General features: G+C 37.6%; 22 protein-coding genes, 1 riboswitch and 1 other annotated feature. Of the genes, 5 read left to right on the top strand and 17 right to left on the bottom strand.

Annotation, left to right across the window (positions count from 1 at the left end; translation table 11 throughout):
- Positions 1-66 precede the first annotated feature (66 nt).
- The 10 genes from IEV09_RS08860 to IEV09_RS08815 form a co-directional block, all read right to left on the bottom strand.
- On the bottom strand, positions 67-204 hold the full coding sequence (locus tag IEV09_RS08860; protein ID WP_188367940.1) for a hypothetical protein: 138 nt from the start codon (positions 202-204) through the stop codon (positions 67-69).
- A 39-nt stretch (positions 205-243) separates the two neighbouring features.
- The gene (locus IEV09_RS08855) at positions 244-462 is read right to left on the bottom strand and encodes a hypothetical protein (protein ID WP_188367939.1); all 219 of its coding nucleotides are present in this window, start codon (positions 460-462) and stop codon (positions 244-246) included.
- Complete coding sequence (locus tag IEV09_RS08850; RefSeq protein ID WP_188367938.1) at positions 449-1,519, bottom strand: M56 family metallopeptidase; 1,071 nt, start codon at positions 1,517-1,519, stop codon at positions 449-451. Before IEV09_RS08850 ends, IEV09_RS08855 begins: the two co-directional genes overlap by 14 nt.
- A 68-nt stretch (positions 1,520-1,587) precedes the next feature.
- A complete protein-coding gene (locus IEV09_RS08845; protein WP_188367937.1) occupies positions 1,588-1,950 on the bottom strand; it encodes a BlaI/MecI/CopY family transcriptional regulator in 363 nt (120 codons plus the stop codon).
- Between the two features lie 523 nt (positions 1,951-2,473).
- Positions 2,474-3,685: a M20 family metallopeptidase gene (locus IEV09_RS08840; protein ID WP_188367936.1), complete on the bottom strand. Its 1,212-nt coding sequence runs from the start codon at positions 3,683-3,685 to the stop codon at positions 2,474-2,476.
- A gap of 48 nt (positions 3,686-3,733) precedes the next feature.
- Complete coding sequence (locus tag IEV09_RS08835) at positions 3,734-4,591, bottom strand: MetQ/NlpA family ABC transporter substrate-binding protein (RefSeq protein ID WP_188367935.1); 858 nt, start codon at positions 4,589-4,591, stop codon at positions 3,734-3,736.
- Between the two features lie 20 nt (positions 4,592-4,611).
- Positions 4,612-5,289 carry a methionine ABC transporter permease gene (locus IEV09_RS08830; RefSeq protein WP_188367934.1) on the bottom strand — a complete coding sequence of 226 codons (678 nt, stop codon included), beginning with the start codon at positions 5,287-5,289 and terminating at the stop codon, positions 4,612-4,614.
- A 2-nt stretch (positions 5,290-5,291) separates the two neighbouring features.
- Entirely contained in the window at positions 5,292-6,341 is a 1,050-nt protein-coding gene (locus tag IEV09_RS08825) for a methionine ABC transporter ATP-binding protein (protein ID WP_188367933.1), read from the bottom strand.
- Positions 6,342-6,539: 198 nt separating this feature from the next.
- Positions 6,540-6,776, bottom strand: a binding site (T-box leader).
- Between the two features lie 87 nt (positions 6,777-6,863).
- Positions 6,864-7,385 (bottom strand): transcription repressor NadR, encoded by a 522-nt coding sequence (locus IEV09_RS08820; protein ID WP_188367932.1) that lies wholly within the window; start codon positions 7,383-7,385, stop codon positions 6,864-6,866.
- A gap of 3 nt (positions 7,386-7,388) precedes the next feature.
- On the bottom strand, positions 7,389-7,670 hold the full coding sequence (locus tag IEV09_RS08815; protein ID WP_188367931.1) for a chorismate mutase: 282 nt from the start codon (positions 7,668-7,670) through the stop codon (positions 7,389-7,391).
- A 187-nt stretch (positions 7,671-7,857) separates the two neighbouring features.
- Here IEV09_RS08815 and IEV09_RS08810 point away from each other — a divergent pair, with 187 nt between their 5' ends.
- From IEV09_RS08810 to brnQ, 4 genes are all read left to right on the top strand, one after another.
- Complete coding sequence (locus IEV09_RS08810; protein WP_188367930.1) at positions 7,858-8,154, top strand: hypothetical protein; 297 nt, start codon at positions 7,858-7,860, stop codon at positions 8,152-8,154.
- 723 nt (positions 8,155-8,877) lie between these two features.
- A riboswitch (Lysine riboswitch) is annotated at positions 8,878-9,049 on the top strand.
- A gap of 135 nt (positions 9,050-9,184) precedes the next feature.
- Positions 9,185-10,768 carry an ABC transporter substrate-binding protein/permease gene (locus IEV09_RS08805; protein ID WP_188367929.1) on the top strand — a complete coding sequence of 528 codons (1,584 nt, stop codon included), beginning with the start codon at positions 9,185-9,187 and terminating at the stop codon, positions 10,766-10,768.
- 10 nt (positions 10,769-10,778) lie between these two features.
- Positions 10,779-11,516, top strand: a complete 738-nt coding sequence (locus IEV09_RS08800) for an amino acid ABC transporter ATP-binding protein (RefSeq protein WP_188367928.1) — start codon at positions 10,779-10,781, stop codon at positions 11,514-11,516.
- A 193-nt stretch (positions 11,517-11,709) separates the two neighbouring features.
- A complete protein-coding gene (gene brnQ, locus IEV09_RS08795; RefSeq protein WP_188367927.1) occupies positions 11,710-13,056 on the top strand; it encodes a branched-chain amino acid transport system II carrier protein in 1,347 nt (448 codons plus the stop codon).
- A 488-nt stretch (positions 13,057-13,544) separates the two neighbouring features.
- On the opposite strand, the gene IEV09_RS08790 is transcribed toward brnQ, so the two are convergent.
- From IEV09_RS08790 to IEV09_RS08780, 3 genes are all read right to left on the bottom strand, one after another.
- Entirely contained in the window at positions 13,545-14,951 is a 1,407-nt protein-coding gene (locus tag IEV09_RS08790) for an alpha-L-fucosidase (RefSeq protein ID WP_188367926.1), read from the bottom strand.
- On the bottom strand, positions 14,948-16,606 hold the full coding sequence (locus IEV09_RS08785; RefSeq protein ID WP_188367925.1) for a DUF4091 domain-containing protein: 1,659 nt from the start codon (positions 16,604-16,606) through the stop codon (positions 14,948-14,950). The genes IEV09_RS08790 and IEV09_RS08785 overlap by 4 nt, the downstream gene beginning before the upstream one ends.
- A gap of 146 nt (positions 16,607-16,752) precedes the next feature.
- A complete protein-coding gene (locus tag IEV09_RS08780; protein WP_188367924.1) occupies positions 16,753-18,147 on the bottom strand; it encodes a helix-turn-helix domain-containing protein in 1,395 nt (464 codons plus the stop codon).
- 258 nt (positions 18,148-18,405) lie between these two features.
- Here IEV09_RS08780 and IEV09_RS08775 point away from each other — a divergent pair, with 258 nt between their 5' ends.
- A complete protein-coding gene (locus tag IEV09_RS08775) occupies positions 18,406-18,777 on the top strand; it encodes a helix-turn-helix domain-containing protein (RefSeq protein ID WP_188367923.1) in 372 nt (123 codons plus the stop codon).
- Positions 18,778-18,875: 98 nt separating this feature from the next.
- Here the strand turns inward: IEV09_RS08775 and IEV09_RS08770 are convergent, their stop codons facing one another.
- The 4 genes from IEV09_RS08770 to msrB form a co-directional block, all read right to left on the bottom strand.
- Positions 18,876-19,235, bottom strand: a complete 360-nt coding sequence (locus IEV09_RS08770; RefSeq protein WP_188367922.1) for a hypothetical protein — start codon at positions 19,233-19,235, stop codon at positions 18,876-18,878.
- Positions 19,236-19,517: 282 nt separating this feature from the next.
- Complete coding sequence (gene ruvB / locus IEV09_RS08765) at positions 19,518-20,519, bottom strand: Holliday junction branch migration DNA helicase RuvB (RefSeq protein ID WP_188367921.1); 1,002 nt, start codon at positions 20,517-20,519, stop codon at positions 19,518-19,520.
- Between the two features lie 17 nt (positions 20,520-20,536).
- Complete coding sequence (gene ruvA, locus IEV09_RS08760) at positions 20,537-21,136, bottom strand: Holliday junction branch migration protein RuvA (RefSeq protein WP_188367920.1); 600 nt, start codon at positions 21,134-21,136, stop codon at positions 20,537-20,539.
- Positions 21,137-21,232: 96 nt separating this feature from the next.
- Positions 21,233-21,667, bottom strand: a complete 435-nt coding sequence (msrB, locus tag IEV09_RS08755; protein ID WP_188367919.1) for a peptide-methionine (R)-S-oxide reductase MsrB — start codon at positions 21,665-21,667, stop codon at positions 21,233-21,235.
- Positions 21,668-21,871: the final 204 nt, after the last annotated feature.

Here is a 21,871-nt window from a genome sequence, read left to right as displayed (position 1 = left end):
CCATGACCTTTGTTCTTTTATTATTCATGTTTTGGGTACACAAATAAAGTTACGCATCGCGAATGGTCATTGATTTTTGTATGATTCGGCTGTTTTGGACAGACTTGTCCCTTGAACGGCTTTTGCAAAAATCAGCGCGTGACTAAAGCTAACATAACTACGTTGAAAATTTTCAGTTGTTGTTATTTTTGTCATGCTTACCATTGTGATGTTCCCTCCCTTTGTGTATTTATTCATTAGTAATTAGGCAAGTACCCAACTACCAATCCATTTTTCTTGTGTATAATTATATTGGCGTTTATGCAATTTGCCATCAATCATTTGATAACGCCAACCAATACTATCGGCATATGGTGCAGTAATCACTTCATCCACTGTTTGTTCAGCTGCAAAAGTGGTAACTGGTTGAAACATTAAAATAAAACTAAATATAAAAAGAAATCCTAAACTAATTTTTTTCATTTGGTTGATTCTCCTCTTGATAAATCGTTAATTTTTGGAAATCTTGATTTTCATTCCACTGCATTTGGGTAATGACCGTCAAAAATTCCCCATTCATATAAAGTTCATACTGTTTATCAGCTAACTCAACAAGGTAATTCGTATCTGCCGTAACCATGAAGCTTTCACCGATATGTTCTTCTTTAATTCTATGAGGTTCAAAAATAATTGAGGTACTAAAAAAAGCGCCCAGTAAGACAACACTTAGTAAAGTTAACAACGAGTAGTTACGTGGCCTTCCCTCTAAAATATTACGTGTTCTAAATAATAACTGATTTTGTGTTCCATAAGAAAAGGAAAAAGCATATTGCCCCATCTTTCTTTTCTTAATTTGATTTTCTCTAACTTTTACAAGTGTTTGTACGTATTCTATTCTTTCTTCATACGTTAATTGTTGAATCAATTGTTCATCGGTTTTTAATTCAATGACGTTATCCATTTGCTCTCTAAATAAGTACATTAATGGGTTCCACCAATAGATGACAATGACTATTTCATAAAAATATTTAACGAATAAATCGAGATTTGAAATGTGCAATGCTTCATGTGTTAAAATATAATTTAATTCTTTTTCAGAAAAATCGATTTTGGGTAACAACACAATGGGTCGACGTAAACCAATAACCACCGGTGAGTCCAATTCTTCAACGATTTTAAATGAATGAACCGATTGAAACTGGCTACTATTTTTTATCTGGTAGTCGGGTGTTACACGAACAAATTGTTTGATTTTCATATAGTTCCAAAACAACGTGTACAATTTAAAGAGACTACCAATCCCCCAGATAAGGAGCAACACATTTAAAACAGTCACCTCTTGTTGAAAAAGAGTGATTAAATGGTAATTGAAAAAATCCTTAACTGCCGGTAAAATATTTTTGGAAACAATCGTTATCGTATAACCAAATTCAAAAGGAAATATTAAACGAAACATAAACAAGAAGTTGAAAATAGTTAAAATTCTTGACGTAACAACCCCTCGATAGTTCGTTACGCTCAACAAAAAACGTTGGAACACTAAAATAAGTGTTCCAAAAAAAAGTGATGTGAGAAGACTCATTAAAGAAAAATTCATGATAAATACGTTTATTTACCTTCTGTTTTTTCTTTTAAAATTTCATAGACTTCTTTCAATTCTTGATCGTTTTCTTTTGATTTCTTGTTTTTTAATAAATGACTAACAAAGTTAGCGATTGATAAGTTTTGGTATTGCATTGCGATAAATGCTTCTTGTGTTAATGTTGGTGCGAATGTTCTTGATAAAACTGTTCCACTATAAATAATATCATCCACACGGATTAATTCTTTTTGAAGTAATTTTCTAAGTGTTGTTTGAACGGTACTCATAATCATACCTTCTTTAAATTCACTGATTTGTTTAGCGTTTAAGGCAGTTTCTGATGCCCATAAGATTTGCAAGATTTCTAATTCTTTGTTTGTAATTTTCATGCTGTATTAGCACTCCTTTTTCTTTTTCTCTATTGTACCATAAGTTGAATTAAATGTTGTTCATTTGCATAATCTATTATGAATACTTCATATAAATAGATTGTAATAGACTGGAAATGTGATTTTATTTAATCTCTGATATTCTACACTGAAATAGATTCAATGTTAAGCTTTTTTTGAAAAAAACAGTAAATTTATCGAAAAAATAATACTATAAATCATTCCTAATCTTCTCATTAAAAAAGAACGTCATCCAAATATGATTGTGTTCGGGATGACGTTCTTTGTTACACTTCTATCAACAGCTCTAATTTCTACTGAAAGCCCTTGCCTTTTATGATTAGAACAGACTGATTCGATTCATCGTTCAATAAGCAGATTGAGGGGGAATATTTTTATAATTTATTTTGTAAGTTAACGCTCTAACCCTAGTCATAGAGCCGTTTAGTTAGACGAACATTTGATTGATAAATGAGTGCTAATAAAAACAAGACCTGTTTTAAGGTCTTGTTTTTATTATTATTTAATTCCCTTTTGCTAAGCTGATTTGATGTTCGGCTTTGATTTTTTCAAGCAATTCCGGTTGTTCCAACAAATCTAGTGCTGTTTTTGCTAAGAGGTTAGCTGCAATCCCAATCGAGTTTAAGCCTTTTTCACTACGAGAAGCGGCTTTAAATTCAATCGAGTGTCCAGCAATATAATCATCTGAAATCGAAACGGTTGGTTGGATTGTCGGAATGACTTGACTGACATTTCCAACGTCTGATGAACCCAAACTTTGCTTTTTCGTTTCAACAATTTCATCAAATGGCACACCTGAGGAAGCGGCATGACTGAAAAACACGTCATCAAACGCATCGGTTACTATAATATCATCGACCGAATTTTGAAATAAACCAAAATCATACGTCGCTCCTGTTGCAAGTGCTGCAGCTTTAACGATATTTTCAACTTTCGTGTACACTTCATTTAGAGTCGCACGGTTGGCAGCGCGTAAGTAAAAACGCGCCGAAGCAAAATCAGGTACAACGTTGGCTGCGACACCACCGTTTGTAATCACACCATGAATGTTCACGTCTTTTGGTAAATGCAAACGCAACGCATTTATACTATTGAAGACTTGAATCACGGCTTCCAGTGCGTTCACTCCTTTTTCAGGTGCACCGGCTGCATGGCTTGCGACACCGTAAAATTTAATATCAACGGGATCATTGGCTAGACCTGTTGAGGTACGTGAATAACGATGCCCTGGATGAATACAAAGCGCCGCATCCACATCATCAAAGAACCCTTCACGAACAAAGCTCCCTTTAGCTGAACCATTTTCGCCGCCTTCTTCGCCCGGTGTACCGTAGACACGAATTTCGCCACCTACTTGATCAACGACTTGTTTTAAAGCACTTGCGGCTAAAGCAGAGTAGTTTCCAAACAAGTTATGACCACAGGCATGACCAATGCCAGGTAACGCATCATATTCTGCTAAGAAAGAGACCGTTGGACCGGGTTTCTCTGATTTGTAACGGGCATCAAAACCAGTGTGGTGACCAGCCACATCTTTTTTCACGTCAAAACCTTCTGCAATTAATTGATCGATTAAGACTTGTGAAGAGTAGACTTCGTAGTTACTCACCTCTGGATGTTCATGAATCTCAATTGCAAGTTCCTGATATTTCGGTAAACTTGCTTGAATAAATCCCTCAATAATTTGATGTTTTGTTTTTGTTTCAACTGTCATAACCAATTCGCTCCTTTTTTATCGATACCTTTTTTATCGATACCTTTTTTATTTTGAACCAAATGTTTCCCATGCTGGAATACTTGAACCTTTTGATGTTTCTTCGATGACTTTGACTGTTTCCTCGTTTTGATACGCTGCAACAACTTTTTGATAAACTTCATTGTCTTTATCTTCTGTACGAGCCACGATGATATTCACATACGGACGAGATCCTTCATCCACAGGTTCTAAGAAAATCGAATCTTCTGTTGGAATAAAACCAGCGTCAACAGCCATGCCACTATTAATAACCGAAACGGTCACGTCTTGTAACGCGCGTGCTGTTTGTGAAGCTTCGAGTTCAGTAATGTCTAAGTTTAATTTATTTTCGGTAATATCCGAAACCGTTGGTGCTTGTTTTTTCGTTTCATCGATTTTAATTAGACCGGCTGACTCCAATAAATTTAACGCCCGACCACCGTTTGTTACATCATTTGGAATCGCAACTTTATCGCCTTCTTTAAGTTCTGAAATGTCTTTTAATTTATCTGAATAAATACCTAATGGCGCATTGACCGTGTTTCCAATCGATACGAGTTCTGTTCCATGCTCTTCGTTGAAATTATCTAAGAAAAATTGGTGTTGGAACGAGTTCAAATCAATGTCACCACTTGCTAATGCCGTGTTTGGTTGACTATATTCGGTAAATTTGACGTATTCTAAGTTGATGCCTTCGTCTTTTAAGCGGGCTTGAACATTATCCCAAACATCGGTATCTGCACCGATAACTCCTAATTTAACCGTTACTTCTTCTTGTGCACTAGAGCTACTACTCTTGTTCGTGCCTTCTGCTTCTTTTCCACAACCTGTTGCTAAAACCAATAAAGCAACTGCTGCTAAACCAAGTGAATAAATCTTTTTCATTTTCATTTCCCCCTATGTTGTTAGTGCGTTATTTTTTTAATAATCAAGTTACTAATTGCTTGACTAATGAAAACCAAAATTAAAATAATAAACATCGCCATAAATGTGACATCTGTTTGGAATCGATTATAACCACGAGTAATCGCCAAACTTCCAAGTCCACCTGCACCGACCGCTCCTGCCATGGCTGTTAAACCAATAATATTAATAATTGTTAATGCTGATACGCGAACGATTCCCGGTAATCCTTCTTTTAAATACACTCGAAAGACAATTCCTAATGGACTCGTTCCCATTGCTTCTGATGCTTCAATAACACCAGGGTCAACTTCTAATAAAGCAATCTCGATTTGACGGGCAAAGAAAGGAATCACACCAGCAATTAAAGGTACTAAAGCGGCTTTTGCTCCGATTGATGTCCCAACAATGAGACGAGTCACGACAACTAAAAGTGAGAGTAAAATAATAAATGGAATGGATCGTACGATATTGACGATTTGATCAAGTAAGACAAAAATAAATCGTTGCTCCAAGATACCGCCTGGTCGTGTAACAACAAGTAAAACACCAAAGAAGACACCTAAGATTCCCGCGATTAACGACGTCCAAAACGTCATATAAATCGTATCGATTGTTGCTTGGACAAATTCATCTGGAATTTCCATTACATTTGGAAAATACGTTTCTAAAAAGCTCATTTCTATTTCCCTCCTTGGGCAGATTCTTTAATAATGGTCACATTGACCTCTTGCGACTCTAGGAATGCCAATGCCCGTTGACGGTTCTCGATGGTTCCTTTGAACGTCACGACTAAGCTTCCTAAAGGCACTTCTTGAATAATCTCAACGTTTCCATATAAGATATTCGTTACGACATCATATTGACTGAATAGCTCAGCAATAATTGGTTGTCCCGTTTGTTCGCCAACGTAAGATAATTCTGCTAACCACTCATCATCGCCAATTTGAGAGAATTTTTTGTGTCCTAAAATCGTCTCTAACGCCTGATCGACATGCGTTGCGGTACGAATAAAGTCTTTTGTCAAATGTTCTTTTGGTTGACTGAAGATTTGCACGCTATCGCCGTGTTCAATCACACGACCGTCTTCCATAACCGCTACTTTATTACAAATTTCTTTGACCACTTGCATTTCATGCGTAATTAAAACAATCGTTAAGCCCAGTTTCTTATTTAGTTCTTTTAATAAAGCTAAAATTTGTAACGTTGTTTTTGGATCCAAGGCACTCGTTGCTTCATCACAAAGTAATATTTCAGGGTCATTGGCTAAAGCTCTGGCAATCGCGACACGTTGCTTTTGACCACCTGATAATTGACTCGGATACGCATTGATTTTATCTGCCAAACCGACGAGTTCTAATAACTCTTCAACTTTTTTCTTGCGCTCGACTTTCTTTTTGCCAGAATACTTCAATGAAAAATCAACGTTTTCAAAAATGGTGCGGCTATCCATTAAATTAAAGTGTTGGAAAATCATTCCAATATTTTTGCGCTTTTCACGTAATTCCTTTGGTTTTAAGGTGGTGAATTCCACGCCATCGACGATTACGTTTCCTGTTGTTGGACGTTGCAACAAGTTAATCACACGAACCAAGGTACTCTTACCGGCTCCTGAATAACCCACAATTCCGTACACGTCACCTTTTTCAATCGTTAAGTCCACATCTGTTACTGCTGTAATTTGACGGTTCTTTTGACTAAAAACAACCGAAATATCTTTTAATTCAATCATGTTCTTCCTCCTGAAATTCTCTATTTAGATGATTGAGGGGTACAAAAAAAGCACCCTCAAACAAATAAGCCAATGACTTATTTGCTTGAGGACGCCTTCTTGAGCGTGGTACCACCTCTGTTTGAGTGACTATTCACTCCTTTGCCCAACCTTTCTAGCTCTAAAAAACAAAAAAATCCCTTTACTAGCCGAAACTAGTAAAAGGACGAATATCGTGTTACCACCTTTTGTTTGGAAGTTGCCTTCCCTTAGACCCAACGTTTTCACATATGAAAAATTGGCGTTTCTTTTAACGGTGAAACTTTCCGAATTTGCCTACTTATCGACAAATTATCCTCCAAGGCCATTTTCTACTCTTCTTGAACTTAGCTCTTCTCACCAACCAGAGCCTCTCTTTAAAGCATCCAAGTATACTTTCCTTTTCATCAGACATGCTATTTGTATGTGACACTTAATTTACAGGAGTTTTTCTAGTTTGTCAATTGAATTCTCCAAAAAAATTCATTTGTTCGACTTTTCCCCTTATCCTTGATATAAAATACCTTTTTCAGCTAATACCGCTTTTATTTTATCTAAATCGGTTGTTCTTTTGTAACGAATCGTATGCAAATGTATGCCATTCGTTAATTGTGATAACAAGTTGGATTGTGAGTTTTGGTATTTATCCATAAAGCGTTGGATGTCTTCGTGTGTCCGAATGTAGAGCCCTCCGACCAATTCACCATATAACTCATGTTCAACAATGACGTCAACGACTTCTGCACCAAAGGAAAGAATAATTTCAAGTTCTTGTTGGGTCGCCTCTTCACCATGTTGTACGGCAATTTTAGCCATATATCCGACTTCTTGTGCTTCTTTGTCGATCTTATAACCTCTTGCAGTCGCGATAATGTCTTCTCCTGCCGCTCGTAACAAGGCAACGTCGCCGACAATCACTTGGCGGCTCACACCAAATTCTGCCGCAAATTTACTTGCACTAATCGCTAAATTCGATTGATGCAGACGAGCTAATAACGCCTGACGTCTTTCTTCTCCTTCTAACATCGCCTAATCCTCCAATTGTTGGTTTTGGTAATGACGAGACTGACGCATAATATCTTCAAAGGTTGCTACAATCGTGTCTGCATATTTTTCATTCACGACACGTTTTCGCACATTTTCTAGTAATGACGCTTCCCTACCAGAATCAAGAATGGCAATCTGCTCTTCTTTTTTTATCCGAACTACATCGGAAACAGCGGTCATTCGTTCTTCTAATAAAGCAATAATTTGTGTATCAATCGCGTCGATTTTTTGACGCGGTAGCGCTAAAGGATTTTTTTGATCCATTAAAGATTCCTCCAATTTTTCATTCATTAAATTGTTTTTCTGAATACCTTCATTATACCGAAAACTTCATTAATAGGGGAAATTTCTTTAAAATAGAAAAATAAGTAGTTTTTTTCACAAATTTTTCATGACAAGATTTCAAAAAGGTGTTAAAATTGGAGTGAAAGATTGAAGTGAGGTGAAACAAATGTTAGCATCAATTATTTATTGGGCAATTATTTTAGTTTGTATTGCATGGACAGCGGTTAGCTTATTCTTCTCTATTTTTTACTTCTCTCGTAAAGAATTCGGGAACTTATGGGCGTTTGCTTTCTTTAACGTGATGGCAATGGTCGTTTTAGCGATTGCTCTAGTGATTTTCCGTACGTGGGGCTTCGGCGTAACACAATATTCAAGTTTAATTTATGCGATTCTAGGTGCAATGGGTGGATTAACCGTTCTCCAAGCCATTTTAGGACGCGAACCAAAAGTCAAAACAGCTTAATAACCGACTTAGCGTATCGATTAGAGGAATTCATTCTTCTAATCGATTTTTTTTACATTAAAGAAAGTACAAATTTTGAAGTTAGAAAAAGTTAGCGATATCAGGCAGTTAGACAATTTTTATAGGGTTCGTTAAATAGACCCTCGATTAGAAGAAGCTTACGCTTCCCTGTATTCTAAATATTTGGTGGATTTTATCATTGTATTTGGAAAACATTATCCGTTTGATGATTTCAAATTTAAAATTTGATTGTAACATTTGAAATGAAATAGTCAGTACATCGTTAGCGTACCGGAGAGAATCCTTGGCGTCAGAGCCGTTCCAAGGATTCGAGGAGAATTATCGTAGCCTTGCTGCTTTAGCAGCTCTAGGATACGTTTAAAAATCGAAAGACGTAAGAGACCGTGGGCTCAATTAGAGGTTATGAAATGAGCGGTTAATGACGAGTAATAAGCAAAGAATCGTTTGAAAGTGTTTTTTACTTTCAAAAAGATTCTGGCTTATTACCAAGTCATTGCTCATTACATACCATTTCGAAGCGGTCCAACGGCTCATTAAAGCCAAGGCATTCTCGTAGGGGAGCGGACAGCGAAAAATCTTAGGAATGTTTTCCTCCTGAGATTTTTTAATTTTCTTTGTTTTTTTTCTCATGAGATTCTCAGCTCCATTTGACAGTTTTCGGTCAATCAGCTACAATGAGAAAAATTGAATACGAGATACCTTCAACCAGGTAGAGGTCGCGAGGTTCATTAACCCTGTCGAGTGAAGCAACACTTTGACGCAGGACTAGGGAACATCGCCGAAACAGTTTTTAGCTGCTTTCTAAAAATTGTTGGGTCGCAAGCGAATAACTTGCGAACTGTCTTAGTTTACACTAAGGTGCGCTATTGTTACGTGAGGAGTTTGTCGATAGGTACTTTTTGTCTGTCCACAGCCGCTTTCTAACTTTAGAAACCGGCTGTTTTTTGTTTTTTTCACGCCCCTCTCTTACTGTCAAAGACTCGTAAATCATTAAGAAAAGAGGATTATAATGAATAAAAGAATGACTTTGTTGCTGTTACTTAGCTTTGTTGCTTCGATTTTAATCGGTAGTGCACCGGTGATGGCCGACGATAAAACACCTGATGGCCAATTCCGTGTTGGGATGGAAACAGCTTATGCTCCATTTAACTGGACACAAACTAGCGATAAAAATGGTGCCGTCCCTAAATCAGGTGATAAAGGTGCTTTTGCTGGTGGTTACGATGTTGAAATCGCTAAGCGTATTGCCGAAGAAATGGGACGTGAATTAGTGATTGTCCCAACGCAATGGGATGGTCTTGTACCTGCACTTCAATCGGGTAAGATTGATGCGATTATTGCAGGGATGTCACCAACTGAAGAACGTCGTGAGCAAATTGATTTTACCGACCCTTATTATGAATCGCATTTAGTCGTTGTGACACGTAAAAATGGAAAGTTTGCTGAAGCGACAAGCATTAATGATTTTGCTGGCGCCAAAATAACGGGCCAACTAAATACGTTCCACTATTCAGTCGTTTCTCAAATCCCAGATGTCATTTACCAAGACCCGATGAAAGATTTCTCAGCGATGCGTGTCGCGCTTGATTCCGGTATTATCGATGGCTATGTTACCGAACGTCCTGAAGGAGTAACTGCCACAAGCGTGAACGATAAATTTGAAATGATTGAATTTAATGAAGCAGACGGATTCCAAACGAATCCCGAAGACGTTCAAATTGCCGTTGGGATGCGTAAAAACGATCCACTCGTACAAGAAGTCAATCAAATTTTAGCAGGAATTTCAGCAGAAGAACGCACGACCTTAATGGACCAAGCGATTCAAAATCAACCTTCTGCTAACCAAGAGGAATCATCCTCAACTTTTGCTAGTTTCAAAAAAATTATCGATGATTATGGCATGCTTTTCTTAAAAGGTGCAGGTTTAACGCTATTCATCGCGATTTTCTCAACAATCGCTGGAACAATTATCGGTCTATTAGTTGGTGTCTTCCGTACGATTCCAATGAGTGACAATCCAGTGACTCGTTTCTTCCAAAAATTAGGCGATATTTTATTAACGATTTATATCGAAGTTTTCCGTGGGACACCAATGATGGTACAAGCGATGGTCATCTTCTATGGATTGGCTTTAGCTTTTGGCATTGATTTAAATCGAACCGTTGCCGCTCTATTAATCGTATCCATTAACACGGGTGCGTATATGTCTGAAATTGTACGTGGTGGGATTTTCGCTGTGGATCGTGGACAATTCGAAGCCGCCCAAGCGATTGGTATGACCCATTCACAAACGATGGGTAAAGTTGTTTTACCACAAGTGATTCGCAATATCTTACCAGCTATCGGAAATGAAACCGTGATTAACATTAAAGATACAGCCGTTTTAAGTGTCATCAGTGTGGCAGACTTGTTCTTCCAAGGAACAGCAGCTGCCGGAACCAATTACCAGTTCTTCCAAACGTTCTTAATCGTTGGTGTGATTTACTTAGTCATGACGATCACAGCAACACGCTTGCTACGTTTAATGGAGAAAAAGATGGATGGCCCTTCTGCTTACGTCAAAGTTGAAGAAGTCGTTGAAGGTCAAGAATAGGAGGAACAACATGTCTACAATTATTGAAGTTAATCATTTGAAAAAAAGTTTTGGCGAAAATGAAGTCTTAAAAGACATTGGTCTAACGGTCAATAAAGGCGAGGTTTTAACGATTATCGGTTCTTCTGGTTCTGGTAAATCAACGTTACTTCGTTGCATCAACTTATTAGAAAAACCAACAAGTGGTGAAATTCTTTATAATGGTGAAAATGTCTTAAGTAAAGGCTATAACTTACCAAAATACCGCACACACTTAGGGATGGTTTTCCAATCATTTAACTTATTTAATAATATGAATGTCTTAGAAAACTGCATCACTGGTCAAATTAGCGTTTTAAAACGTAATCCAGAAGAAGCCAAAAAAATTGCCCTTGAGAACTTAGAAAAAGTTGGTATGAAACAATTTCAAGCCGCGAAACCCAACCAACTATCTGGTGGACAAAAGCAACGCGTTGCGATTGCCCGTGCGCTATCAATGAATCCTGAAGTCATGCTGTTTGATGAACCGACTTCTGCTCTTGACCCTGAAATGGTCGGCGAAGTGCTGAAAACGATGAAAGATTTAGCAGATTCTGGCCTAACAATGGTTATCGTAACGCATGAAATGGGCTTTGCTAAAGACGTTTCCGATCGTGTGATCTTCATGGATAAAGGCGTCATTGCTGAAGAAGGCACACCTGAACAGATTTTTGGCCAACCAAAAGAAGAACGGACAAAAGTCTTCCTGAAACGAATTTTAGAAGGATGATCAAACAATTGACTAGCCGTTTTTGGCTAGTCTTTTTTATTATTTATTCGAAAAAAGCAACTATTTACGAATGATTGTGAGAGTCGATTAGCAGTTCGATAAGAATTCACTGAAAAATCTGCTATAACAATTGCTTACGAATCATTAATTTGATATTTTTATATCAAGTTAAAACCGAAATGAGGAACCTTAGATGGAAAAAAAATTAACATTCACCGATTATTTAACAATTGGCTCGATGCTTTTTGGTCTGTTTTTTGGAGCTGGAAACTTAATTTTCCCTGTTCATATGGGACAAATGGCTGGTGCCAATACTTTTTGGGCAAACTTAGGTTTCTTAGTGACCGGAATTGGATTACCGTTCTTAGGCGTAATTGCTATTGGTAGTTCGCAAAGTAAAGGACTCTTTGACTTAGCTTCAAAAGTTCATCCGCGCTATGCCTTTATTTTCACTATTTTACTTTATTTAGTGATTGGGCCGTTCTTCGCTTTACCGCGTTTAGCAACAACTTCTTTTGAGATTGCTTTTGCAACCAACTTACCGAAAGAACAACTAACAAGTGGCCTTGCTATCTTTAGTGCATTATTCTTTTTAGCCACCTGGATTTTAGCAAAAAAACCGTCGAAATTATTTGATTATATTGGAAAATATTTGAATCCGTTTTTCTTAGTTTTATTAAGTATTTTAATTCTCTTTTCTTTCTTACAGCCTTTAGGTGCAGTGAGTGACGCCCCAGTGCAACATGCATACCAAAACTATGCGTTCTTTACCGGTTTTACCGAAGGCTATAACACACTTGATGCCTTAGCATCGCTTGCTTTTGGGATTATTATTGTTAAAACGATTCAAAATCGTGGCATAACCAAACCAAAAACCATTGCACTTGATACGATTAAATCAGGCGCGATTAGTATTATTTTAATGGGAATCATCTACACTTTACTTTCTTACATGGGTGCCAAAAGTTTAGGTGCATTTGAAATGAGTGAAAATGGCGGGATTGCCTTAGCTCAAATCGCGCAACATTACTTAGGTTCATTCGGTAGTATCGTATTGGCGTTAGTCGTGATTTCTGCTTGTTTAAAAACAGCGATTGGTTTAACTACTGCTTTTTCAGAAACATTCGTTGAACTCTTTCCAAAGGGCAACTACTTATTCTTTGCAACAGTTGTGAATTTAATGGCCGCAACCTTTGCTAACGTTGGTCTAACGAATATTATTACATTTTCGATTCCTGTTTTAATGTTCCTATACCCACTAGCAATGACGTTAATCTTACTAGCGATTATTGGTCCTTTATTCAAACACGATCGCCGTGTTTACCAAATGACTACACTCTTTACCCTAATTGCTTCAATCATTGACGGCTTAAATGCGAGTCCAGATTTCATTCGTGACACCGCCTTTTCTCAAAGCTTAATTCAATTTGGTGAAACAGTCTTTCCACTCTTTGGAATTGGTATGGGCTGGCTCTTACCTGCTTTAATCGGCTTTGCTGGCGGCATCATTTGGCGTTTTGCAGCGACCTCAAAATCTTAAGAACTTTCCAAGATTTTCGTCACAAAAAATTCACATTTAGTCGGTAATATATAAGCATACCAACAAACAACCCTAACAAACACTTTTTCATTTTTACTCCTTGCCTACCGGTCCCCTCCGGTAGGCCTTTTTGTTATTCAAGGTTATATGAGGAGCGTTTAATGACGAGTAATAAGCAAAGAATTGTTTGAAAGTGCTTTTTACTTTCAAAAAGATTCTGGCTTATTACCTAGTCATTGCTTCGAATATACCGTTTATCAAAGGTTATCAATCAATCGTTTAGCTACGATAAATAAGTACAGATCTGAAAAGAAAGTGTGCTTTTTCACTTTTTTTCAGATTGGCTTATTTATGAGTAGCTGATTGATTTATACCGTCTATCCTAGGTTATATGAGAAGCGTTTAATGGCGAGTAATAAGCACGTATCAATCTCAGATGTCTTAGAGAGCGATACGTGCTTATTTATCTTTTTTACTTAAATAATCAACTAATTGATATTGATTTGTGTAATGGTTGGTGCTGCACGAAATTGCTCGAAAACAATTCGAATGCGCTTGGTTTCAATCGCTGGAAATTCAACGATCTTCTGATAGCCAATCATCGTCCCTCTTTCGGCTACTTTTAATTCGTCTTCCGCTTCATAATAAATCGTGAAAGCTTCAACCCTCTGGCTCTCTTGAATCGCTTCTTTCAAGCTCACACGTTGAATTCGCTGCTCTTCATCCCAACTAATTTCAATAAAAGGTGCCTGATCCTCTGGCTGACTTTGCCAAAATGGGCGATCATCTGCTAATAAATCTGACAACGTAATCGCTTTTCTTGCCGATGAAACATGTAATTGAGCATTCGCAATCAGTGTTTGATCTTTCACTTGAATGATTTTTTGTCCTAATTCTTTTAATACTGCGAGGTCATTTTCATGTATTAACCCTTCTTTATTTGGTGGTAAGTTGAGTAAGAACGTGCTATTTCCACCCACGGTCTTCAAGTAAATCGCATACAGTTCCGCCACATCGCGGACTTGATTGTCTTCTTCTGGATGATAAAACCAGCCTGGGCGAATCGATGTATTGACTTCTGCTGGGAACCAAACCAACTCGCCTTGATAATTTTGTAAGACCTCCCGACTGCCTAAATCCTCATCACCGGAGGTTAATTTACGTGAAAATGCACCATCATCAATTTGTTGTGAATGTTCCGCAATTTTTTCTAAATTGTGTAACTCAATCGGAACAACACTCCATTCTTGTGGACGGGTTTGCCCCGCTTCATTCCCACACCAACGAACATCTGGACCACAAACACTGATTGCGGCATCCGGTTGCAAACGACGCATGACTTCATAATAGCGCTCCCAATCATACGTTTGCTTTTTCCCATTGGGTCCTTCACCATTGGCACCGTCTAGCCAAATACTAAAGATCTCACCATAATTTGTCAGAAGCTCTGTCAATTGTGCAACATATAAATCATCATATGCTCGACCACTACCATAACTTGGCTCATGACGATCCCAAGGTGATAAATAGACACCAAATTTTAAACCGTATTTATGGCACGCTTCAGCGACTTCTTTCACCAAATCACCGGTACCGTTTTTCCATGGAGTATGTTTTACTGAATAATCAGTCGTCGCTGTCGGCCACAAGCAAAAGCCGTCGTGGTGTTTACAGGTCAAGATCACCCCTTGCATTTGCGCTTCTTTGAGTTGACGCACCCAACGGTCACCATCTAATTGTTTGGGATTAAATAAGTCTAATGGTTCATCACCAAATCCCCACTCTAAATTGGTCATTGTATTGATGCCAAAATGAATAAAACCATAATACTCCGTTTGCTGCCATGCAATTTGGCGTGGGCTTGGTACGATTTTTACTAATTCTTCTACTTTCACTTTAAAAGGCCTCCTACAACAGCAATCGTCGCTTCATTTAATAATTGTTTTATCGTCTCCATCGCCAGTCGAATCGCTTCATGACTCGTGTTTTCTTTCGCAATTCTTGCCCCGTATGGATTTTCGATACTTTCCGGAAAGAATAACGTCGATAAATAATCGTCAAGCTCCGCAACACTTGCTGGTTCCTGTGCTTTTAACTGTTTGTATTGGCAAATTTGAGTCATCACTTCTAACAACTTTTGATAACGAATCGATAAATAGGCTTCTTTTTCACCTGGCTCATGCGGATAAATTAAAAATGGATCGCCACTTTCCCAATACCAATGACTGGCATTTTCTAAGGGGGCTTCTACCCAAGCATCTAATGCCCAACGTAAAAAACCATCACTGCCGTAGCTTACTGCGTTCCATAAGACCCACTGCGTCTCATAAGGACTGCTGTATAAGAATAGACTTGGATAATCACCGACACAATTATAGATTGATGTAAAGAGCCCCTTTTGACGACGTGAGGCACACAAGCGTTGGAAAATTTCTCTTGACCCTAAATGACTTTGTCCAATCGAAACATCAGCAATTTGATCCAATAATGTTTCATCAAAATTTTGATAATCCATCGCACAAGAGAGTTTTAATCGTTCTCCTGATGAACTCGGATACTGTTCTAATAAAGCAATCACATGCTGTAACGTTTCGGCCGGTCGCTCATCAATCGCAATATACGTCTTTTCAAACCAACCTTTTGTTTCGATATGAGCCACAAAAGCGGTTAAGAATTGTCCCCAAATCGTTTGCCATTCACTCGATCCAACGGGATATTGCTCTTGCTGTAATTCTCCTTGTTGATTCCAGTAATAAATTTTATCTTCCCAAGGCAACATTGAGAAACATTTGATTTTTTTCGTAATACCTACGTCTAAATTAAGCGCTACGTATTGATCAAACCAACTAAAATCAAAGGTAAATCCAGTTGCTGTCTGTTGCCACTTAATTAAACTTGGATAAGCATCGTACGTTTGATGGTTCCATGGATCATGAAGGATCGCCGTTACAATGACATCGCCACCTGCTTGACGATAACGTACTAAACTCTCTTTAATTTTGGCTAAATGAGTGGCCTTAAAGTAATCTTGTTCTTCAATCCCATAATACCGTGCCACCGCAAAAGGATACTGCCACAGCTCTAATCCAAAGGGCTCCTCTTGGCTCAATTGCTGAACCACGACATCCAACTCGAGAACAAGTGACTCCTCTAGTCTGCCATTAATCCACAGCTGCAATTCACCTTGATGTTCTCCGACAACAGCACTCCTCACTTCGAAGCAAAAAAGTTGTCGTGTCGTTACTTGCTCTTGATCATCATATGGTTTTAGCACATCTAAATATTGTTCCGTGGGAAATGCAGGAATCACACCCCATTCACTTCCACGACCAATGTGGGCCGTGGTTGCCTCGACTTGATACATTTGGTATTCGCACTTCGAGAAACCTTCAACGCGACAAACGATTGCGTTTAATTCTTCAAAAGTGGCAGCAAAGTAATGATACGTTTTTTCATTTTGCCAAAGAATTTGTTTTTCTTTCGTCTTTTCAATCCGAAATTCCGCATCTTTGCGCATTTCTTCTTTTAGTGTCACCCAATTGAATGCCATATTCTTTTTTCCTCGCTTATTTTGCATATTTTCGTTCTTCTCAAGCATACTAAAAGCCCTTACATTTTAGAAGTCTTTTTGAAGAAATAAAAAAACTTTTTCAGCCATCGCATCTGACTGAAAAAGATTCTTAGCTTTTAAATCAATTAGGAAAAAATCATTTGTTGCGTCCTTAGCCAATCGTCAATCGCCTTTTTTAACCGCGTGAAATCTTGCTCAGATGGCACTTCGGCGATAGCAATTCCTTGAGTCGTCGGTTCAGTAGATAAAATCAAATCCGCTTGTTCGCAATCCGCCACGAAATGAAGATTCGCAACTTGCATTAATTCCCATTGAAGGACTTTTTCTAAACCCATGATTGCGCTACTTGGAAGATTGGTGCGCCAAGCACAGTGAAGGTTTGGTACGAGTTCTTGTGTTAACATCAATTGAAACGTCCATGACTTCACACGTTCCTTATTGACGCAATTCTCAACATACCCTTGCTGTTTGATAAATAACTCCCATAGTCGTTCAAAGACGAGGGAATAATAATTGTACGATTGAAACATTAACGGATTTGCTAAATGAAAAACCGAATCGAACACTTCAGGGGCGTCAATCACGCTTTCGATTAAAGAATACTGGTAAACTTGAATAAAAAATTGTTCTTTTTCTTCTTTAGTCACAGTGCGAACATGCTTTTCAAATAGAGATAACCAATCTTTTGCCATTTCTGAATACTTATTTTGTTGCAATGCTTCATAAGTCAGTATTGGAGCAAAGTCAAAAAAATCTAAACCGTAGATGACTAGAAAGATATAACGCCAAGTCTCAGGTGAACACTGGTCATTCGTATAAAGAATTGAGTATGACGCATCAAACATTTCGCGTGTTATTCGTTTACCTAAAGACTCTGAGTGTAAATTAACGAATAACCATAGCGCCAGCACCTCTAATCGTTCCTCTTTCGATTCGTCATAGTAAGTGTCGCAAATTTGCTGACTCATTTCTAAAAAACCTGCACCATCCATCCATGGCACCTCCGAAATTTTACGATGGATATGATAAAACACGGTGAAAAACAATAAGCGAATTCGAGCTTCATCCCCAACCATACTAACGTCTTTCCCCACTCGAATGAATACTTGATAAGGCTTGAGTTCTTGATTCATCCGATTAATTAAACGGCGTAACGTCGACAAACTGATATCATTTTGTTCACAAAATGCTTCAGCTTCAAAATCACGTTCTAACATGAGCCTACGGTAAATGACATAGACGACTTCTTTCGAATACATTTTTTCAAAAAAACGTTGATAGTTCGCTTCTTTACGAACGAGCTGTATACCAAATCTTTTCCCTATGTTCAAGGATAATTGTTCCTCTGAATACAAAGATGCCAGACTTTCTTTAATCTCTTTAAGATATTTAAGTGTGGTTTGATTCGTTAACACACGCAAATGCTTCGCGACTTCTTCCGTTGTCGTATAACCATTTTGCTGATCTAAATATAAAAAAATTTGATGTTTAAAGTCTACCTCTTTTGAAAAGCCAAACATCGTTCAATATCCTCCATCCCTCTTCATCACTATAATTATTCATTAAAAAAATGTTTCCCGTCTTTTCTGGATTAAAATAATACTTAAATCGAAACTTTTTATAGACTCGTTTCGATTTAAGAAACAATACCTATTATAGTATCTCTAATTCAGAAACGTCAATGCTTCTGGTATCTATTTTACCGACATTGCGTATCTTTTTTAGAAACGATGTTAATATAGTATCGAAAATGTATTTGAAATTAAGGACTGGTGTCAATGAACCAAAAGATTATTTTTCAACGAATCGTTAATTTAAGAGAAAAGAAAGATTGGTCCCAAACAAAATTAGCTCAAAAAATGGGTATTAGTAAATCGACTATGAGTAAAATTGAAAATGGCTCACGTAAACTCACAGCAGAAGAATTAATTAAACTTTCAAAAGTGTTCGACGTCACTTCTGATTACATACTTGGATTAAATGATTATCCCTTTGAGTCCAATCGAAGTATTCAATATGATTTAGAAATATTACTTAACTCTAATGCTCGTATCAAGTATGCAAATCAATACATCCTTTCTGAGGAAGAAAAGAAATTTTTCGATGGAATTATTTCTGGACATTATGCTTTAAAAAAGAAAGAAAAATAAATTTGGGAACCTATTTCCCTTTGATAATCCAACTAATGATAGAACAAAAACACCCACTGATATCCGTTTAAGTAACTGGATATCAGTGGGTGTTTGATTTATTTAGCAATTAATTTATGCTTATTCTTTGTATCTAGTACACTGACTTTTTCAATATCTCGTAAAGCCACGATTCGTAATTGCTGTAAATTATTTTGAATTTTAATGACAACTTGCTCATGAATCGGTCGTTTTGTAGTCACGTAACCTACAACCGTTTCAAAATGAGCGATTTTTTTTGTCTTTAATTGTAAAACAACCAATGCCTTGCGACGACTGGCATCTAATAACTGCTCACGATGCTTCTCAAGCATCTGTTGTTGCTCTAAATTATCATTAAATAAACTATCAAGCAAAGTAATCGACGTCCGAACGAGGTGTTTGCCTAACTTTTTGAAAGAGCTATTTTTTTTGTCCATAAGACTCGTCCTTCCTCAAGTTCAATCGATTCATTATCCTTCCCGGTACTAACACCGTCTAATTTATCCTTCTAACTGTTTCATTCTTATCAAGACTCTTGAATTTTACTATTATAAGATCCAAGTTATACGATGACAAACAAATAAAAACTTACCTTAAGTGACGATGACAAAAATCCAAAAGTATTATATCAAAAGCTTATGCTGCCCACGATTCGGATAGCATCTGAAACAACTTAAACATGTAATCAATCAAAAGACGATTACGGGTGAGTCGATCCTTTAATTATTCTCATGGTATGGATAATTAAAGTGTTCATAAGATAAACGCGTTGCAATCCGACCACGTGACGTGCGTTTGAGGAATCCTTTTTGAATTAAATACGGTTCATACATATCTTCTACTGTTTCTTGTTCTTCACCGATATTTACCGAGAGCGTACTCAACCCAACTGGTCCTCCGTTATAGAGCTCAATCATTGTTTTAATCAGCTTTTGATCGACGTAATCAAGTCCTTGGTGATCTACCTGTAATAAAAATAGCGCTTGATCAGCAATTTGACGATTAATCACCCCATCTGCTTGGACCTGAGCAAAATCACGTACCCTTTTTAAGAGACGATTCGCAATACGTGGTGTCCCTCTCGAACGTCGAGCAATTTCTAATGCTCCTTCTGGGATAATTTCTGTTTCAAAAATAGTCGCTGAGCGGATCACAATTTCTTGTAAATCTTTTTCATGATAATATTCCATATGAGAGATAATACCAAAACGGTCTCTCATAGGTGCTGATAGCATCCCTGCGCGCGTCGTTGCGCCGATTAAGGTAAATGGCGGTAAAGGGAAATGGACAGGGTGAGCGGTCGTTCCTTGGCCTACCATGATGTCTATATAAAAGTCTTCCATTGCTGAATAGAGCATTTCTTCAACAATTCGTGGCAAACGATGAATTTCATCAATAAATAGAACATCTCCTGGTTCAAGTTCATTCAAAATAGCAACTAAATCACCTGGTTTTTCAATCACAGGACCACTCGTCGTACGAATATTGACTTGCATTTCATTCGCTATCACCATTGCCATTGTCGTTTTTCCTAGTCCAGGCGGTCCATATAATAAGACATGATCAAGTGACTCCTCACGTTGCTTAGCCGCTTGAATATAAATATCTAATTCATTTTTGACTTTATCCTGGCCGATATATTCGCGAAAATATTGCGGGCGAAGAGATTTCTCAAAAGTATCCTCTTCCTTTTCAATCGGTGAAATAATTCGTTCTTCCATCTATTGTCCCCTCTAACTTATGTCTTCATAATTAATCGTAAAGCAACACGCAAGTATTCATCTGTCGTATGACAGCTCTCCTTGAGCAGTTCTTTGTGAACTCGTTTAACTTCCCTCTCGCTATATCCCAATGCTTGTAGGGCTGCTAAGGCTTCCTCTAATTGCGGTACTTGAGTTGTTTTGATTGGTGCATCAAGTGGTAACTCTTCGTTTAATAAATCAGCCAATTTACCTTTTAAATCTAAAATTAACTGTTGTGCGGTCTTCTTACCGACACCTGGGAACTTGATTAAATACGTCGCATCACTGGTTTCAATTGCTTGAATCAGTCCGACGTGATCTTCATTAGCCATAATCGCTAATCCACTCTTTGGACCAATACCTGAAACACTGATTAAACGTAAAAATAATTTTTTTTCTTCAATCGTTTTAAAGCCATATAATAGATGCGCATCTTCTCGAACCACTTGATGTAAATAAATCTGTAGTGATTGATTCATTTTGCTAGAATAAAAATATGGATTGCCACATTGAATTTGATAACCGATACCTTGATTTTCAACTACTATATAAGCCGGTGTAATTGCGGTCACTTGACCAATAATATATTCGTACATAACTAACCCTTTCTGCACATATGTTCCCTTTATTGTACCACAAATTGACCTAATATGAAAAACCTAGATTAGCAAAACAATCTAGGCCGCTTCATTTTATTCAACTGTTAATAAATAGTCTCCATAGCCTGCTGCTTCCATTTCGTCTTTTGGAATAAATTTTAATGCCGCTGAATTAATACAGTAACGCAATCCTCCTGCATCTTGAGGTCCGTCTGGAAAAACATGGCCTAAGTGCGAATCCGCCTCTTGACTACGAACTTCAATTCGTCGCATCCCTAAGCTATCATCACTCACTTCTTTTATTTGAATTTTGGGCAATGGTTTCGTAAAAGATGGCCAACCGCAGCCAGCATCATACTTATCTTTTGACGAAAATAATGGTTCGCCACTAACAATATCTACATAGATTCCCGGATTAAAATGTGCATCATATTCACCAGTAAATGGCCGTTCCGTCGAATTTTCTTGCGTCACAGCATAAGCTATTGGGCTCAGTTTGTTTTTTAATTCTTCTTTTGAATGATTCATCTTTTTTCCTCCGTTCTTATCCTTGCATTCTATTTTGCATGATTTCAATTGAATATGCGAATAATTCAACTTTTCATTTTTTTATTTTAGGAAAAATAAAAAAGTCTAGAAATTTCATTCTAGACTTTTCGTTTGCGTGGCGACGTCCTGCTCTCACAAAGGGAAACCCTTCACTACAATCGGCGCTAAGAAGCTTAACTTCTG

This window comes from Enterococcus alcedinis (genome assembly GCF_014635985.1).
GTDB classification, from domain to species: domain Bacteria; phylum Bacillota; class Bacilli; order Lactobacillales; family Enterococcaceae; genus Enterococcus_I; species Enterococcus_I alcedinis.
Note: the sequence above shows the minus strand (reverse complement) of the source record. Positions and strands in the feature narration are given on the sequence as shown.

Coding starts and splice junctions, on each gene's coding strand:
- IEV09_RS08815 (WP_188367931.1), bottom strand. CDS start 7,670: ATGGATCAAAAAAATCCTTTAGCGCTACCGCGTCAAAAAATCGACGCG.
- IEV09_RS08810 (WP_188367930.1), top strand. CDS start 7,858: ATGTTAGCATCAATTATTTATTGGGCAATTATTTTAGTTTGTATTGCA.
- IEV09_RS08775 (WP_188367923.1), top strand. CDS start 18,406: ATGAACCAAAAGATTATTTTTCAACGAATCGTTAATTTAAGAGAAAAG.
- IEV09_RS08860 (WP_188367940.1), bottom strand. CDS start 204: ATGGTAAGCATGACAAAAATAACAACAACTGAAAATTTTCAACGTAGT.
- ruvB (WP_188367921.1), bottom strand. CDS start 20,519: ATGGAAGAACGAATTATTTCACCGATTGAAAAGGAAGAGGATACTTTT.
- IEV09_RS08770 (WP_188367922.1), bottom strand. CDS start 19,235: ATGGACAAAAAAAATAGCTCTTTCAAAAAGTTAGGCAAACACCTCGTT.
- IEV09_RS08805 (WP_188367929.1), top strand. CDS start 9,185: ATGAATAAAAGAATGACTTTGTTGCTGTTACTTAGCTTTGTTGCTTCG.
- IEV09_RS08825 (WP_188367933.1), bottom strand. CDS start 6,341: ATGATTGAATTAAAAGATATTTCGGTTGTTTTTAGTCAAAAGAACCGT.
- msrB (WP_188367919.1), bottom strand. CDS start 21,667: ATGAATCATTCAAAAGAAGAATTAAAAAACAAACTGAGCCCAATAGCT.
- IEV09_RS08785 (WP_188367925.1), bottom strand. CDS start 16,606: ATGGCATTCAATTGGGTGACACTAAAAGAAGAAATGCGCAAAGATGCG.
- IEV09_RS08835 (WP_188367935.1), bottom strand. CDS start 4,591: ATGAAAAAGATTTATTCACTTGGTTTAGCAGCAGTTGCTTTATTGGTT.
- IEV09_RS08800 (WP_188367928.1), top strand. CDS start 10,779: ATGTCTACAATTATTGAAGTTAATCATTTGAAAAAAAGTTTTGGCGAA.
- IEV09_RS08855 (WP_188367939.1), bottom strand. CDS start 462: ATGAAAAAAATTAGTTTAGGATTTCTTTTTATATTTAGTTTTATTTTA.
- IEV09_RS08845 (WP_188367937.1), bottom strand. CDS start 1,950: ATGAAAATTACAAACAAAGAATTAGAAATCTTGCAAATCTTATGGGCA.
- ruvA (WP_188367920.1), bottom strand. CDS start 21,136: ATGTACGAATATATTATTGGTCAAGTGACCGCAATTACACCGGCTTAT.
- IEV09_RS08830 (WP_188367934.1), bottom strand. CDS start 5,289: ATGAGCTTTTTAGAAACGTATTTTCCAAATGTAATGGAAATTCCAGAT.
- IEV09_RS08780 (WP_188367924.1), bottom strand. CDS start 18,147: ATGTTTGGCTTTTCAAAAGAGGTAGACTTTAAACATCAAATTTTTTTA.
- IEV09_RS08820 (WP_188367932.1), bottom strand. CDS start 7,385: ATGTTAGAAGGAGAAGAAAGACGTCAGGCGTTATTAGCTCGTCTGCAT.
- IEV09_RS08840 (WP_188367936.1), bottom strand. CDS start 3,685: ATGACAGTTGAAACAAAAACAAAACATCAAATTATTGAGGGATTTATT.
- brnQ (WP_188367927.1), top strand. CDS start 11,710: ATGGAAAAAAAATTAACATTCACCGATTATTTAACAATTGGCTCGATG.